Here is a 13,056-nt window from a genome sequence, read left to right as displayed (position 1 = left end):
GCGGATTAAACCACACTTCATAACGCTATTTATCGCAAGCTGTTGGGAACTGACGTTGGCTGTAGTAAACTCAATCAACATTTTTAGCGCAAAGAGTATTCTAACATGTCAGAAAAATTTCTAGTTCAACTTAGCGAGCAGGGCGCTGCCGCACATTGGGGCGAAAAAGCCGCTCTTTCTTTTACTGAACAAGGCGCAACTGTTCATTTAACTGAGCAAGATACACTTAAAAACGTACAAAAAGCAGCACGTACGTTAGCTAATCAAGGCTTAAAAAATATTGCCTTAGTAGGCGATGTTTGGTGCACAGAAACACAGTGGGCTTTTTATCAAGGTTTTGTATCACCAAAGAATTTAGACGCAATTGAGTTTGTTGAAAATGCAAAAACAGACAGCAAAGAGCTGACTTCGTTAAAGCAAGCTGCGACGTGGGCTCGTCAAATGATCAATGGCACTGCGGATGATATTTTCCCAGAGAGCCTAGCTGGTAAAGCTGCTGAGTTTATTCAGTCATTAGCGCCTGAGCACGTAAGCTACCAAATCATTAAAGGCGATGCTTTATTAGAACAACAATGGATTGGTATTCACGCGGTAGGCCGTGGTAGTGAGCGTCCACCGGTATTATTGGCATTAGATTACAACCCAACGGGCGACGAAAACGCACCTGTTGCGGCCGCTTTAGTTGGTAAAGGCATTACCTTTGACTCAGGTGGTTACTCAATCAAAGCAAGTGAAGGCATGTTAGGCATGAAGTGCGACATGGGCGGTGCTGCTACAGTAACTGCAGGCTTAGCACTTGCTATTAGCCGTGGTATCAACAAACGTATTAAATTGTTCTTATGTTGTGCTGAAAACTTAATTTCAGGTCATGCCTACAAACTTGGTGATATCTTAACGTATAAAAATGGCACTACAGTTGAAATCGTTAATACCGATGCTGAAGGCCGTTTAGTCCTAGCTGATGGCTTAATGGCTGCAGGTGAGTCTGGCGCGCCATTAATCATTGATGCGGCAACACTAACAGGCGCTGCGCTTGTTGCTGTTGGTCAAGAGTACAATGCATTGTTCGGTCTTGATAAAGAGCTTGTACGTGACGTACAAGACTTTGCAGAGCAAGAAATGGAAGCTGCATGGCCATTACCACTTGAAAAATGGCATCAACAAAATTGCCCGTCGCCATATGCAGATACCGCAAATAGCCGTCCTCAAAAAGGTGGTGGTTACGGTGGTGCTTCTAATGCGGCTGGTTTCTTATCACGCTTTGTACCAAATGAAGGCAAAGGTTGGGTGCACATTGACCTTGCTGCTGCATTTAACATGGGTAGCACAAGCGAGTGGGCTGCAGGCGCAACAACACAAGGTATGCGTACCGTTGCAAGAACTTTACTAGAAAAAGCATAAGCAATTTACTTTTTCTGTAGCTAATTAAAAGCCCCTTAACTTTATCTAAGTTAAGGGGCTTTTTTGATCTAAAGGGGAATTTTACAAACTGATACAAGCTTTTTTGAGTAAATTAGTATAAAATCCCGCCCCACATTTTCTCATCCTGTGGTTAGTTTTTATTAAATTAGCTACACTAGAATGATCATTTCACACTGGGGTCTCTATTTATGTCAGATAAGTGCTATATCACTGCGCAGCAGCTTCTTGAAGATTCATTTCGTGTTGCGGCACAAGTTTATGAAGATGGTTTCCGTCCTGATTTCATCATTGGTATTTGGCGTGGTGGTGCTCCAATTGGTATCGCAGTTCAAGAATATTACGATTATAAAGGCATCGAAACTGACCATATCGCAGTGCGTACTTCTTCGTATTACGGTATTAACCAGCAATCTAAAGAAATTAAAGTTCACGGTTTGCATTACATCATCGAAAATGCCAATGCAGATAACTCATTACTAATCGTTGATGACGTGTTCGATTCTGGCCGCAGTATTTTTGCATTAAAAGAAAAGCTTTCTGAATTAATGCGCTTAAATCTACCACGTGATATTCGCGTTGCTTGCCCATACTACAAGCCAAAGAACTCAAAGGTAGACATGGTGCCAGACTACTTCATTCATGAGTCTGAAGAGTGGTTAGTGTTCCCTCATGAGCTTTCAGGCCTAACGCCAGACGAAATTATCGAAGGTAAGTCAGATTTAGCGAACATCCAAGACATTTTACTTGAAAAGTAATCTTGTCTAGATGTTTCATAAAAGGCTCTTAGTGAGCCTTTTTTATTGCTTGAAGTTAGGGGGATAATACCATTCCGCATAAAGATTAAATCAACTTAATCCATTCCCGATTACACATTTTCTTCACTCTATCTGGTACCGAAATAAAGTGATTCCATGCCTTTGAAACTTCATCGACAATTTCATCATAGCCCGAAAATACTCTATTGGATAAACAATGTTGTCGTATCCAGCTCCATACTTGCTCTATTGGATTTAGTTCAGGTGAATAAGGAGGAAGCTTTATCAGTGTCAGGTTCTTAAATTCTGCCGCAGTATCAAATGTGTGCCAGCCTGCGCCATCTATTATCACTACAGCATGCCTTCCAATAGGTGCCGCGTGTGATATCTGACGCATATGCTGCGTCATTGCTTCTTTATTTACAAGTGGACTTACTAACGCTTCTGTCTGGCCTGTGGCTGGACATACCGCGCCAAATAAGTATCCATAGTCAAATTACTGTTTTTTACAATCCGTGGCCGAGTGCCTGTTTCAGCCCAAATGCGCGTAGTCGGATTTTGCTGGCTAAATCGCGCTTCATCTTGAAATCATACGTCGATACGAGCAAGAGGAAGATGTCCTGGTGTGTGAAGGATCGTTTCCAGTTGGAAGTTTTTTAAAAGCCTCTTGGCTCTGTGATGATTGCTTCGGGTGTTTAGAGCGGCTTGTGATCCAACTAAAGCCAAGTTGCTTTAGAATTTTATAGTCATGATTTAAGTGGTAATGAATACCAAACTCAGTTTGAATGTAATGCACAATGTCTTCAACGGTAAGGCGGCCACCTCGAAGGTCTGTGTTCGTACGTTTTATAAACTCAGACAGTTGTACAAGTTGTTGCTGTTGCAGCCTTGATGGACGTCCTTGAATAGGCTTATTGTCTAAGGCATCTAGCCCATGCTCTAGGTAACTAGAAACCCATTTATTAACACTACTTCTTGCTGTGTTTAGACGTTTTGCAATATCGGTTCTGCTATTACTTTCATAAAATAATGACACTGCGAGCAATCGCAAGTGTTTTCGTGCGCTTGGTTCTTTTCGAGAAAGCGTCAAAAGTTGTTCAGATATGTTTGGGTTCAATGTTATTAGCCGGTGGTTTTATATAGCCTATATTAGCTCAGATATTTAAGCGGAATGGTATAAAACACTCTATTGATAAAAGTGGTAGTTTAAGCTGTGCAAATACATTGATGCTTATCACAAAATAGAAGATTAGTGTTGTGTATAGTTTAAAAAGACAATAAAAAACCGCGCATAAGCGCGGTTTTAAAAGCTTCATTAGCTGTGGACTAGCCACCGTTACCATTACCACCAGTACCACCAGTACCACCAGTACCACCAGTTACAGGAACTTCTTCTACTTCACAGTTATCTCGGACGATGTTAAATGTTTCATCATTACCATCGGCTGTAATAGTGAATGTTTGTTCATCAACGTCAACTCCACGAGGTGTGAATACAACATCATACTCTGAACCGCTTTGTAAGCCAATTAAGCTGTATGAACCCTCAGAACCACTTGCCGCTGTTTTGATTCTGTTTGATTGTGCATATTTAACTAAAGCACCTGTGAATGGGTATGTATTATCTTGGAAATCTTCGCTAGCATTTGAACAAGAATAAGTAACATTGATGTTCTCACTAACAATTTCGTAAGGTTGAACAACCGGAATTGAAATGGCTCCACAAACTAATTGTGAGCTGAAACCCCATGAATTACCAAGTAAATCACGCACAGAAACACGAGCATTTAGTGTATTCCATAGACCATACTTAGCCGCAGCACGTAAAAATAGGTTGCCACTGCCAGATTTAATACGACGGCTGTAAGAGAATTGAGGAGTATCAATATCTATAATCAAAGGTACGCTGCCTGGATAACCACCTAGCGCAAAAGTTGGAACTGCTGTACAAGCAGGGAAGCTCCACAGGAAAGGCCAGCCAGATAAGTGATCGGTAGAAACTGTCGCGTTACCGTCAGCATCTACAGTTACAGAATCTTCAGGAGCCCACTCACCTGTATCTTCGTTGTAAGACATTACGCTTAGAGAATCGCCTTCAGAAATAGCTTGCCCATTAACTGTTGCTGGTAATGATGCAGTAAGAGAAATTGGGCTAGAAAAGTTTTTAACTTTTGTATCACCCGCTTTCAATTCAACATTCATCATTGAAACTGGAACTTGAACTGTAGTTGTACTTGATTCATTTAAACCGTCTGGGACAAGGTCAATTGCTTTTGCTTTACCTGAAGCGGCATCAACATCAGCAGTAACAATTGATAAGCTAATATCACCGTCAGAGATTGCATTGCCATCAGCATCTTGTAATACAACATCAGTACCAATAGCAACTGAAGCTGAGCTTGAGTCTGCATCTGCTGATACAGTTAATTCTTCGGCAAGTTGACCAGAAGTTGTTGTACCTGTTCCAGAGGCGGAAGTAACAGTGTCATCAAGTTTTGTAAGTTGAACGAATGCTTCAAATGGTTCTGAATCATCAACTTCAGAAAAGTCTAAAACTGAAGTTTTAGAAATGAACTCATCTGAAGAAACAATCATTTTAAGCGTAGATACATCAGAAGAAGCTAGGTTGAATGTGAAAGAACCATCTTCAGTTGTGATAGAAGTAATAGCGTTACCATCGATATCTACAACATTTTCAGAAGGAGAACCGTCTTGGAAGAACATAATAGTTGCAGCAATTGGGTTACCTGTTGATTTTTGAACTACGTTTCCTGAAACATAGAACGTTAAATCCTCAGGTGTATCAGCCACAGGAACGTCTACTGTAGGTACAGGTGGCTCAGGCACTGTGTCGTTTTTGTCGTCATCACTCAAACAACCACTTAAGCTTAAAGTGACACCTAACGCTAGCGCTAGCTTGGTTAGTTTAAATTCATTGTTTCCCATAATCGTTACCTTTCTTTCCTTTCTCGTAAAGTAATCAGACTTTTATTAGAGCAAATAGTACCGGTTTGTGCACCGAAAATACGCCACACATGGTTATCTGTTATTGAAGGATAAGCGTACATTATATATACGTCAAGTGAACATTATATATACTTTCATTAATAAAATAAGAAAGTTTTACCTTATCTTTCGAGTGTAAATTCTGTTAACCAACCGCTTTGCAAAATTATAATACAGAGCTATGCCATTAAGAAGCTTAACTCTATGAATATTTATAGATTGTCCAACTGAACTTATGCTGACTTTATTATTCAGTTTGGTAAAATTATTTTAAAGCATTTAAGAAAAATTTGTAACACATTTATAACTGCGCAAAACTTTCGACGTAATCACTAAGCTTGTCGATATCTACTACTTGTAAACCTTGATTGCTTCGCTGCACTAAGCCTTTTTCAACTAACTCTGTAACGACGCGTCTATATGCTCTTTCGGTGGTAGCAAAGCGCTCAGCTTCAGCATTGACGGTAGGGTAGGCACGCAGTAACGTTGGGTTGCTGTTTTCAGCTCTTAATAAGCAATCTTTAGCTATATTGTAGCTAAGAGGTAATAGCAGCTTATCTAAGTTTATTTTTTGGTTTTCTTGGAATTTAGCGGCAATTGTTTGCGCTGTGTACAAGCTTAACTCTGGCTTTTCTAACAGAAGGGCGCGCCAATGCTTGAGCTCTATTAGGTTATAGCTTACATCGCTAAAGCACGTAACTGTATAAATACACGGATAGTTATTCAGAGCTTCAATTTCACCTATCAGTGTGTTGTTACAATCAAGCTGGCCTAAAAGAAGGCGTCGGCCATTACCCACGTCATAGCTGAACGACACTGTGCCGCTTCTCACTAATACGAGTTTTGACAAGGGTTGATCTTGGTGGATCAGCACCTCTTTTTTAGCTTGTTGAAAACTGCTGCCAGCAAATGTCAGTAATTGGTCAACAAGGTAGCTTGAAAAATGATATTGAAACATTAACGCCGCTCTTCGGACAATTGTCCTATTTATTACATCTTAATGACGTTAGCATTAAGATTCTAAGAATTTACGCTAACTTGCTAGTAAGGTGTTTCACGTTACTGATACCTTCATTTCCCGTGTAATGATTTTAAAGCCAAGGTTATTCTTAAGCTTTACAAGGTTTTTAGTAAGTTAGCTTTTTTATTTTATTGTCAAAATAGCACAGAGTGCGTCAAAAAAAATGACAAGCTCCAATGCTAACCTAAAGCCTAGGAGAGAACAATTGAGTTGGGAATATTTAGGCTATTTAGCGTCAGCACTGTTGGTTGCTTCTTTGACAATGAGCGATGTAGTAAAACTACGTTGGCTTAACTTAGCAGGGTGTATTGCATTTACCTTCTACGGATTAGCAATAGGAGCCGTGCCCGTTGCCTTCACTAATGGCTTACTGGCGTTTGTGAATATTTACCACATCGTTAAATTAAAGCGTCAGCAAAAAGCTGACGCCGAGTAATATTATTCCTCTTTTTTATATTTCAGCTCGCCCGCAATCCAAGTTTGCGTCACGTTTATATCGTGAATTTCAGAAATTGGCGCTTTGTAATAGTCTTTATCAATCAAAATAAAGTCAGCCCATTTACCTTGCTCTAAACTGCCTACCTTAAACTCTTGATGTGCAGCATAAGCACCACCTAAAGTAAATGCACGCAAAGCTTCATCACGCGATAGCAGCTCTTGTGGTCGCCAGCCACCTTCAGGAAGTTGATTATGATCCATTCGTGTAATGGCTGAATATAAGCCATCAAACGGATCAGCAAGCTCTACAGGAAAGTCAGAACCTGCAGCAATTACTGAGCCTTGCGCTAAAAAGGTTTTCCAAGCATACGCCCCTTCAAGTTGTTTTTCAGTTAGGCGCTGCTCCGCCATATGCATATCAGAGGTTGCATGAACAGGCTGCATTGATGGAATAATTTTTAATGTTTTAAAACGAGGAATATCTTCAGGAGTCACAATTTGTGCATGTTCAATTCGGTTACGAAGTAAAATACCACCGGTTTTTTTGAACACATTTTCATAGGCATCGAGTACTACGTGATTGGCTTTATCACCAATTGCATGAGTGTTTGCACTAAAGCCGTGGGAAAAGCTTAGGTTAAATAGCTGCTCAAGCTTTTCTTGAGTTTCAAGCATTAAGCCATGATGATTTTTACGATCAGCGTACTCTTCAATGAGGGCTGCGCCTCGGCTTCCCAAAGCGCCATCCGCATACACTTTGACACTGCGAATCGACAGCATGTCATTCATGTCTTTATATTTACCCGCTTTGAGCATGGTTTCTAATTGAGGATCGGCAGCACTTAGCATGGCTACGATTCTGACAGGAAGAGTACTTTGCTCAGAGCGCTGCTTGTATACTTGCCACGTGTCGTAATCGATACCGGCATCATGGGTTGATGTGATGCCTAAACTTAGTAGATGTTTACCTGCATTATCTAAGGCTGTATTTATGCTGGCATGGCTTACTTTTGGTACATGCTGAGTAATAAGCGTTTCGGCTTTATCAATGAATACCCCTGAAGGTAAGCCAGAATCTAGCTTTAAAATTTCACCGCCAGCAGGAGAGGGAGTTTGTTTGGCAATACCTGCAAGTTCCATGGCTTTTGAGTTAACCCACACAGCATGACCATCAACGCGAGAAAGCACCACAGGTTTGTCTTTTACGTATTTGTCTAAATCAGCTGCAGTTGGAAACTCACCGCCAGGCCATTGCTCTTGGTTCCAACCGCGACCAATGATCCAACTTTGTTTATCTTTGGCAAACTCAGCCAGCATTTTGCCAACCTCATCTGCCGAGCGCGTATTCCTTACATCAAGTTGTGAAAGGTTATTTCCTAAACCAATCACATGGCCATGAGCATCGACTAAGCCTGGTAACAATGTGGCTTGCTTGCCATCAATTGCGGTGGCATCAGGGAAGCTATTTTTAATTGAGTCATTGCCTGTTTTTACGATTTTACCGTCTTTAAAAACCAGTGCAGAAAAGTGTTGGGTTTCGCCTTTATAGGTAGGCGTATAGCCATTTACATTATAAATAACAGTGGTGTTGGCAAAGCAGCTAAGTGAAGCTGTTGCGAGTAAGCTGATGATGAGTTTCATAATCTTCTAATAGTTTTTATTGATTTATGAAAACAGTATCAGAGTTGCAGTAAACTGCAACTCAGCAGAGATTAATAATTAACTATAACTCTTTATTTGCTCGCATAAATCTTAAACTCACTGAGGGATAATTTATTATCTTTATCACTGTCGTAATTTTTAAATCGCGACCACAGAGCTGGGTCTCTCGCAGACTCTGAGCGAGTCAGGTAACCATCGTCATTACGATCAAGTTGTTTAAATTTTTCACCAATACTATCTGCAGCAAAACTCATTGTGCTAAATGCACAACTTAAAACTAGGCTGGCAAAGGTTAATTTTGACATTACTTTAACTCTTGTTTGTTAAATAGTGTTTAAACTCAAGGAGCGAGATTTGTTGATCTTTATCTGTATCCCATTGCGCTATGCGTTTTTGCAAGTGCGGTTGCGATGACAGTTCCTGCTCAGATAAAAAGCCATTTTTATCTTTATCTAGGTGATCAAAGCGTTGTTTTACGTCCAATGCTAAGCTATTGAAGCTTATAGTAATTAAGGTGCATGGAGCAAGCCAGAAAATTCTCATAATTGCCTCCTAAATAAAAGTGCTTGCCATAATTTAACTCCCAAAATTTAAATCCGTTTACACATTCCCTCTGGGATTATGGCAAGCACTTTAAGCCGTTAAGGTTTGAATTTTTCAAACTCTTGTTCAGACAAAACCTGATCGCCGTTTTCATCCAGATCGGCAAATTGCTTAAGTAAGTTATCGTGTTTGGTTGCTTCAGTTAATGAAATCTCGCCATCGGCGTTTGTATCAAATTTAGCAAATCGAACATCCATTTGTGATGCTAAAACGGTGGCGCTGATAACTAAAAACATCAGCGAGAATGCAGCTAAAAGTTGTTTCATTACAATCTCCTATTGAATAAACGACTGAAACTCAGAAAATGAAATTTGGCCATTTTGATTACTATCAATTTGCGTAAAGTTGCCGTGCAACAAGGCATCTTCAGATGCTTCTGCCTCACTCAAAAAACCATTGCTGTCTTTATCTAGCTCATTAAATGTTGTCTGCAAATCAAGTGCGTAACTATGAACTGAGAACAGACTTATAAGCAGGGTGGCTACCGGGGCCGTTACTTTCATTTTGTGTCCTAAATAACTAATTTGCTTAGTACTAATCAAAATCAGTGCCAATATTAAAAGTTATTAGTTATCAGGTGGTTATGGTTTTTGTGTGGATTTGAATGCGAAATAGTTACAGGGTGTTGTGTCTTTTTTGCAACGATTTTCAGGTGTTAAAAGTTTATCTATTTTATTTCAATGAGTTAGTTTGTTGCCAAATAGCAACTTTGTATCGGTTTTTGGGGGGAAATCAGTACTTTTTAAGGTCGGATTCAGCGAGTGTCTAAGTTTGTTCGCTAATAATCAGCATCTGCAATTATGTTGAGAGTGAATATGCAAAATACAGTAGCGATAAAAATAAAACAGTTACTCAATTGGCGACCTAGTCTTATTGGCCAGTTCGTCTGTAGCATTTTGCTGTCTTTACTACCGTTATCTTTGGTGGTGATTTTATTTTTAAATGCGCTCAATAAGCAGCTTGCAGTGACTCAAGAAATCGTCGGTGACAATTACGAGATTACTAAAGCATTTAACAACCTCAAACAAGACTTAAATAGCCTTGAACGAGCAACTCGACAAAACTGGGTGCTTAAAAGTGAATCCCTCGATAGCTTGATTGCCAACAAGTGGCAATCGTCATTGCAAAGTGTCGATGAGCTCATTTTCTTAAGCCCAACCGCTGATTATGTCTCGCAGTGGCGGCAATTGGCTGAGGTATTACAATTTGCGCATCAGCATTTATTAATAGAACAAAAGCAAGATGGTGAGCTGTTTGCACCCGCTAGTAAGCTTATCAGTGAGCAAACAAATTGGCTCAAAGAGCAAAATGAATTGCGCATCACAAAAAATCAGCAGCAATTAAAAGCGCTTCAAGCTTCATTTATTAATTGGTTAGTTGCGTTAATTCCACTCACGTTATTGGTCGGGGGCGGCTTTCTTTGGCGGATCAGCGGGCGGCTCAGAGAACTCACACATGTGATTGATAAAGTTGGACAAGGTCACTGGCAGCAAAAAATTCAAGTTCGCGGCTCGTCAGAGTTAGTTGAATTAGGTAATAAATTAGAGTGGGTTCAAGCGCAGTTACATATGCTTGAGCAGCAAAAAGATACGTTTTTACGCCATGTGACACATGAATTAAAAACGCCCCTAGCTTCGATGGTTGAAGGCACAGACTTACTCGCAGATGAAATTGTTGGTCCTATCAATAGCGAGCAACAAGCCGTTCTTGAGCTAATAACGCAAAGTATGGTGCGACTCAGAGCCATGATTGAAAGCTTATTGAGTTACAACGCCATTCGCACCAGTAAGCAAAGCCTAAGCGAGCTTAACTTTAATTTGATGATGAACAAAATTGAGCGTCATTTTGAGCACCGATTATCAGCGCGTGACTTATCCATTGTGTGGGTGAATGAATTACCAAATAAAGCTTTGTTTATCTCAATTGAGCTACTTGAAATGGTGCTTATTCAGCTTACCTCAAATGCGTTAAAGTTTTCGCCAGAACATGAGTCAGTGACAATAAAAGCAAGCTTAAAGCAGGGACAGTTAATTTTGAGTGTCAGCGACTTAGGAATAGGCATAGAAGATACTGAAAAAGCCGCCGTGTTTGGGGCTTTTTACAAAGGCAAGAATGCAAAACAACATACTGAAATGGGCAGTGGACTCGGTTTAACCATAGTTAAAGAAACTGTTGAACAATTAAACGGTAAGCTCTCTATTACTGATAATGAGCCGCAAGGATGTGTATTTACAGCCATTTTACCAATTCAATTAACCCAAGGAGTTAACTGATATGGGCTTAGCGAATAAAGCCAGTTTTATGCTTGTTATAGGCACACTTTTTATAACAGGGTGCACGATCACGCAAAAGCATGTTGAGGCAGAGCAAATAGAGCCGACAGCAGATGTGAAATCTCAAGGGCAACCTAATCCAAAGCCTCGGCCGAAAAGTGAGCCGTTATACCCGCCTGCAAGTACAGTCATTGCTTGGCATGCTGCCAAGTGCGGTGGCTTTAAAGCAAGCTCTGATAAAGCAAATTATGTTGGCGAAAATGAGCTAAAGCGTCTGTTTGGGTCGATTTGTTTACTCGGTGCTTCAGAGCCAGAAAAAGCTCTTAGTCAGCTTGAAAAAAGTGACCATGCTTTTTATTGGCCAGATGATATTAAGCAGTATCTATGGTTACAAAAGCAATATTTACAACAGAATTTAGCGGCAAAACAAGCTAAGCAAGCACTGAGTGATGAAATGGAAAAAACCTTATCGTCGCTTGCGACTATCGAACAACAACTTCTGCTACGTGAAGAGACCAAGGAGCAGTAACCATGAATGAAGTAACAAAACCACGGGTTTTATTAGTAGATGACGATGCGAGTTTATTAAAGTTACTAGCGATTAGAATTGAGTCTAAAGGCTATTTGGTAAACACAGTTGAAAGTGGCATTGAGGCATTACAAACACTAAAAAACCAAACCTATGATGCGGTGATCACTGACTTAAGAATGGATGAAATGGACGGCATGGCTCTACATCGCCAGTTACAAAGTCGTTACCCTTCAATGCCGGTGATTATGATGACAGCACATGGTTCGATACCTGATGCAGTGGAAGCGACGAAGCAAGGTATTTTTGCATTTATTACCAAACCAGTTGATAAAGATGAGCTGTTCGACAGCCTTGCTAAAGCTATTGAGATCCATGGTGTACACGGTGATGAAACACCGACACAAACAAATATTGTCACCCGTAGCGGCGCGATGTTGCATTTACTTGAGCAAGTTAAATTGCTTGGTCCAACGCAAGTGAATGTGTTGATCTCCGGTGCTAGCGGCACAGGTAAAGAGTTGCTTGCACAAGCAATACATCAACATAGCCATGTTAGTGACGGGCCATTTGTGGCAATTAACTGCGGCGCTGTGCCGGGGGAGCTTTTAGAGTCTGAATTGTTTGGGCATAAAAAAGGCGCGTTTACAGGCGCAGTCAAAGACCATCAAGGTTTGTTTCAACAAGCTCAAGGTGGGACCCTTTTTCTAGATGAAATTGGTGATATGCCGCTAAATTTACAGGTAAAACTACTGAGGGTTTTACAAGAGAAAACCATTCGCCCTGTGGGCTTTCAAGAAGAGATCCCAATTGATGTGCGGGTGGTGTCGGCGACTCATAAGAACCTCCCAGAGGCAATCAATAATCAGCAGTTCCGTGAAGATTTATATTACCGATTAAATGTGGTGAACTTAAAACTGCCTCCGCTTTGTGAACGCCGAGAAGATATTAGTTTGCTAGCACAGCATTTTGCAGGTCTAATTGCTAAACGTATGGGGCAAGAGCAAAAGCAGTTTGCCAATGATGCGATGCATGCTTTGGTGCGCTATGATTGGCCGGGTAATATCCGTCAATTACAAAATGTGATAGAGCAGGTAGTAGCCCTTACACCTGGTAAAGTGATAGCTGCTCAGTTAGTTGAGAGTGCATTAAATAGTAATGTTAGTATTGCTGAGCCACTTTCGTTAAATGATGCAAAAAAAGAATTTGAGCGAGATTATTTAATTAATACGCTGAAAATGTCAGCGGGTAATGTTGCCGAAGCCGCAAAGCTTGCGAAACGTAATCGCTCAGATTTTTATAAATTAATCAAAAAGCACAACATTAATGTTGAAAGCTTAATATAAG

General features: G+C 40.5%; 13 protein-coding genes and 1 pseudogene. 6 read left to right on the top strand and 8 right to left on the bottom strand.

Features of this window, described 5'->3' with window-relative positions:
* Window positions 1-105: 105 nt before the first annotated feature.
* Entirely contained in the window at window positions 106-1,401 is a 1,296-nt protein-coding gene (gene pepB, locus NO991_RS08605) for an aminopeptidase PepB (protein WP_054551182.1), read from the top strand.
* Window positions 1,402-1,610: 209 nt separating this feature from the next.
* Entirely contained in the window at window positions 1,611-2,177 is a 567-nt protein-coding gene (locus NO991_RS08600) for a phosphoribosyltransferase (protein ID WP_187490633.1), read from the top strand.
* A gap of 85 nt (window positions 2,178-2,262) precedes the next feature.
* Here the strand turns inward: NO991_RS08600 and NO991_RS08595 are convergent.
* The 3 genes and pseudogenes from NO991_RS08595 to NO991_RS08585 all read right to left on the bottom strand — a co-directional run bounded on the left by NO991_RS08595 (window position 2,263) and on the right by NO991_RS08585 (window position 6,141).
* A pseudogene (locus NO991_RS08595) lies at window positions 2,263-3,282 on the bottom strand (IS630 family transposase).
* Window positions 3,283-3,503: 221 nt separating this feature from the next.
* Window positions 3,504-5,123, bottom strand: a complete 1,620-nt coding sequence (locus NO991_RS08590) for a hypothetical protein (RefSeq protein ID WP_187490632.1) — start codon at window positions 5,121-5,123, stop codon at window positions 3,504-3,506.
* 361 nt (window positions 5,124-5,484) lie between these two features.
* Complete coding sequence (locus tag NO991_RS08585) at window positions 5,485-6,141, bottom strand: Crp/Fnr family transcriptional regulator (RefSeq protein WP_054560870.1); 657 nt, start codon at window positions 6,139-6,141, stop codon at window positions 5,485-5,487.
* Window positions 6,142-6,409: 268 nt separating this feature from the next.
* Between NO991_RS08585 and NO991_RS08580 the strand changes: the two genes are divergently transcribed.
* The gene (locus NO991_RS08580; protein ID WP_054551185.1) at window positions 6,410-6,640 is read left to right on the top strand and encodes a YgjV family protein; all 231 of its coding nucleotides are present in this window, start codon (window positions 6,410-6,412) and stop codon (window positions 6,638-6,640) included.
* A gap of 2 nt (window positions 6,641-6,642) precedes the next feature.
* On the opposite strand, the gene NO991_RS08575 is transcribed toward NO991_RS08580, so the two are convergent.
* The 5 genes from NO991_RS08575 to NO991_RS08555 form a co-directional block, all read right to left on the bottom strand.
* Window positions 6,643-8,283, bottom strand: coding sequence for an amidohydrolase (locus tag NO991_RS08575; RefSeq protein ID WP_300360745.1), 1,641 nt, complete (start codon window positions 8,281-8,283; stop codon window positions 6,643-6,645).
* Between the two features lie 92 nt (window positions 8,284-8,375).
* Window positions 8,376-8,609 (bottom strand): EF-hand domain-containing protein, encoded by a 234-nt coding sequence (locus NO991_RS08570; RefSeq protein ID WP_054551187.1) that lies wholly within the window; start codon window positions 8,607-8,609, stop codon window positions 8,376-8,378.
* A 4-nt stretch (window positions 8,610-8,613) separates the two neighbouring features.
* Window positions 8,614-8,847, bottom strand: a complete 234-nt coding sequence (locus NO991_RS08565) for an EF-hand domain-containing protein (protein ID WP_054551188.1) — start codon at window positions 8,845-8,847, stop codon at window positions 8,614-8,616.
* A gap of 98 nt (window positions 8,848-8,945) precedes the next feature.
* Window positions 8,946-9,173 carry a hypothetical protein gene (locus NO991_RS08560; protein WP_054551189.1) on the bottom strand — a complete coding sequence of 76 codons (228 nt, stop codon included), beginning with the start codon at window positions 9,171-9,173 and terminating at the stop codon, window positions 8,946-8,948.
* Between the two features lie 9 nt (window positions 9,174-9,182).
* Window positions 9,183-9,410, bottom strand: coding sequence for a cag pathogenicity island protein Cag25 (locus tag NO991_RS08555; protein ID WP_054551190.1), 228 nt, complete (start codon window positions 9,408-9,410; stop codon window positions 9,183-9,185).
* 312 nt (window positions 9,411-9,722) lie between these two features.
* On the opposite strand from NO991_RS08555, the gene NO991_RS08550 reads away from it, so the two are divergent.
* From NO991_RS08550 to NO991_RS08540, 3 genes are read left to right on the top strand one after another with little or no spacing between them, the layout of a single operon-like run.
* Window positions 9,723-11,180 (top strand): HAMP domain-containing sensor histidine kinase, encoded by a 1,458-nt coding sequence (locus NO991_RS08550; protein WP_300360750.1) that lies wholly within the window; start codon window positions 9,723-9,725, stop codon window positions 11,178-11,180.
* 1 nt (window position 11,181) lies between these two features.
* Window positions 11,182-11,709, top strand: a complete 528-nt coding sequence (locus NO991_RS08545) for a hypothetical protein (protein ID WP_371351937.1) — start codon at window positions 11,182-11,184, stop codon at window positions 11,707-11,709.
* A 2-nt stretch (window positions 11,710-11,711) separates the two neighbouring features.
* Window positions 11,712-13,055, top strand: a complete 1,344-nt coding sequence (locus tag NO991_RS08540; RefSeq protein ID WP_054551193.1) for a sigma 54-interacting transcriptional regulator — start codon at window positions 11,712-11,714, stop codon at window positions 13,053-13,055.
* Window position 13,056 lies beyond the last annotated feature (1 nt).

This window comes from Pseudoalteromonas sp. DY56-GL22 (assembly GCF_041414715.1).
Taxonomy (GTDB): Bacteria; Pseudomonadota; Gammaproteobacteria; order Enterobacterales; family Alteromonadaceae; genus Pseudoalteromonas; species Pseudoalteromonas simplex.
This window is presented reverse-complemented; position numbering and strand designations above follow the sequence as displayed.

What these genes read in the sequence shown, in the direction of transcription:
- NO991_RS08570 (WP_054551187.1), bottom strand. Translation starts at nt 8,609, where the DNA reads ATGTCAAAATTAACCTTTGCCAGCCTAGTTTTAAGTTGTGCATTTAGC.
- NO991_RS08600 (WP_187490633.1), top strand. Translation starts at nt 1,611, where the DNA reads ATGTCAGATAAGTGCTATATCACTGCGCAGCAGCTTCTTGAAGATTCA.
- NO991_RS08540 (WP_054551193.1), top strand. Translation starts at nt 11,712, where the DNA reads ATGAATGAAGTAACAAAACCACGGGTTTTATTAGTAGATGACGATGCG.
- NO991_RS08590 (WP_187490632.1), bottom strand. Translation starts at nt 5,123, where the DNA reads ATGGGAAACAATGAATTTAAACTAACCAAGCTAGCGCTAGCGTTAGGT.
- NO991_RS08585 (WP_054560870.1), bottom strand. Translation starts at nt 6,141, where the DNA reads ATGTTTCAATATCATTTTTCAAGCTACCTTGTTGACCAATTACTGACA.
- NO991_RS08575 (WP_300360745.1), bottom strand. Translation starts at nt 8,283, where the DNA reads ATGAAACTCATCATCAGCTTACTCGCAACAGCTTCACTTAGCTGCTTT.
- NO991_RS08565 (WP_054551188.1), bottom strand. Translation starts at nt 8,847, where the DNA reads ATGAGAATTTTCTGGCTTGCTCCATGCACCTTAATTACTATAAGCTTC.
- NO991_RS08550 (WP_300360750.1), top strand. Translation starts at nt 9,723, where the DNA reads ATGCAAAATACAGTAGCGATAAAAATAAAACAGTTACTCAATTGGCGA.
- NO991_RS08545 (WP_371351937.1), top strand. Translation starts at nt 11,182, where the DNA reads ATGGGCTTAGCGAATAAAGCCAGTTTTATGCTTGTTATAGGCACACTT.
- NO991_RS08560 (WP_054551189.1), bottom strand. Translation starts at nt 9,173, where the DNA reads ATGAAACAACTTTTAGCTGCATTCTCGCTGATGTTTTTAGTTATCAGC.
- NO991_RS08555 (WP_054551190.1), bottom strand. Translation starts at nt 9,410, where the DNA reads ATGAAAGTAACGGCCCCGGTAGCCACCCTGCTTATAAGTCTGTTCTCA.
- pepB (WP_054551182.1), top strand. Translation starts at nt 106, where the DNA reads ATGTCAGAAAAATTTCTAGTTCAACTTAGCGAGCAGGGCGCTGCCGCA.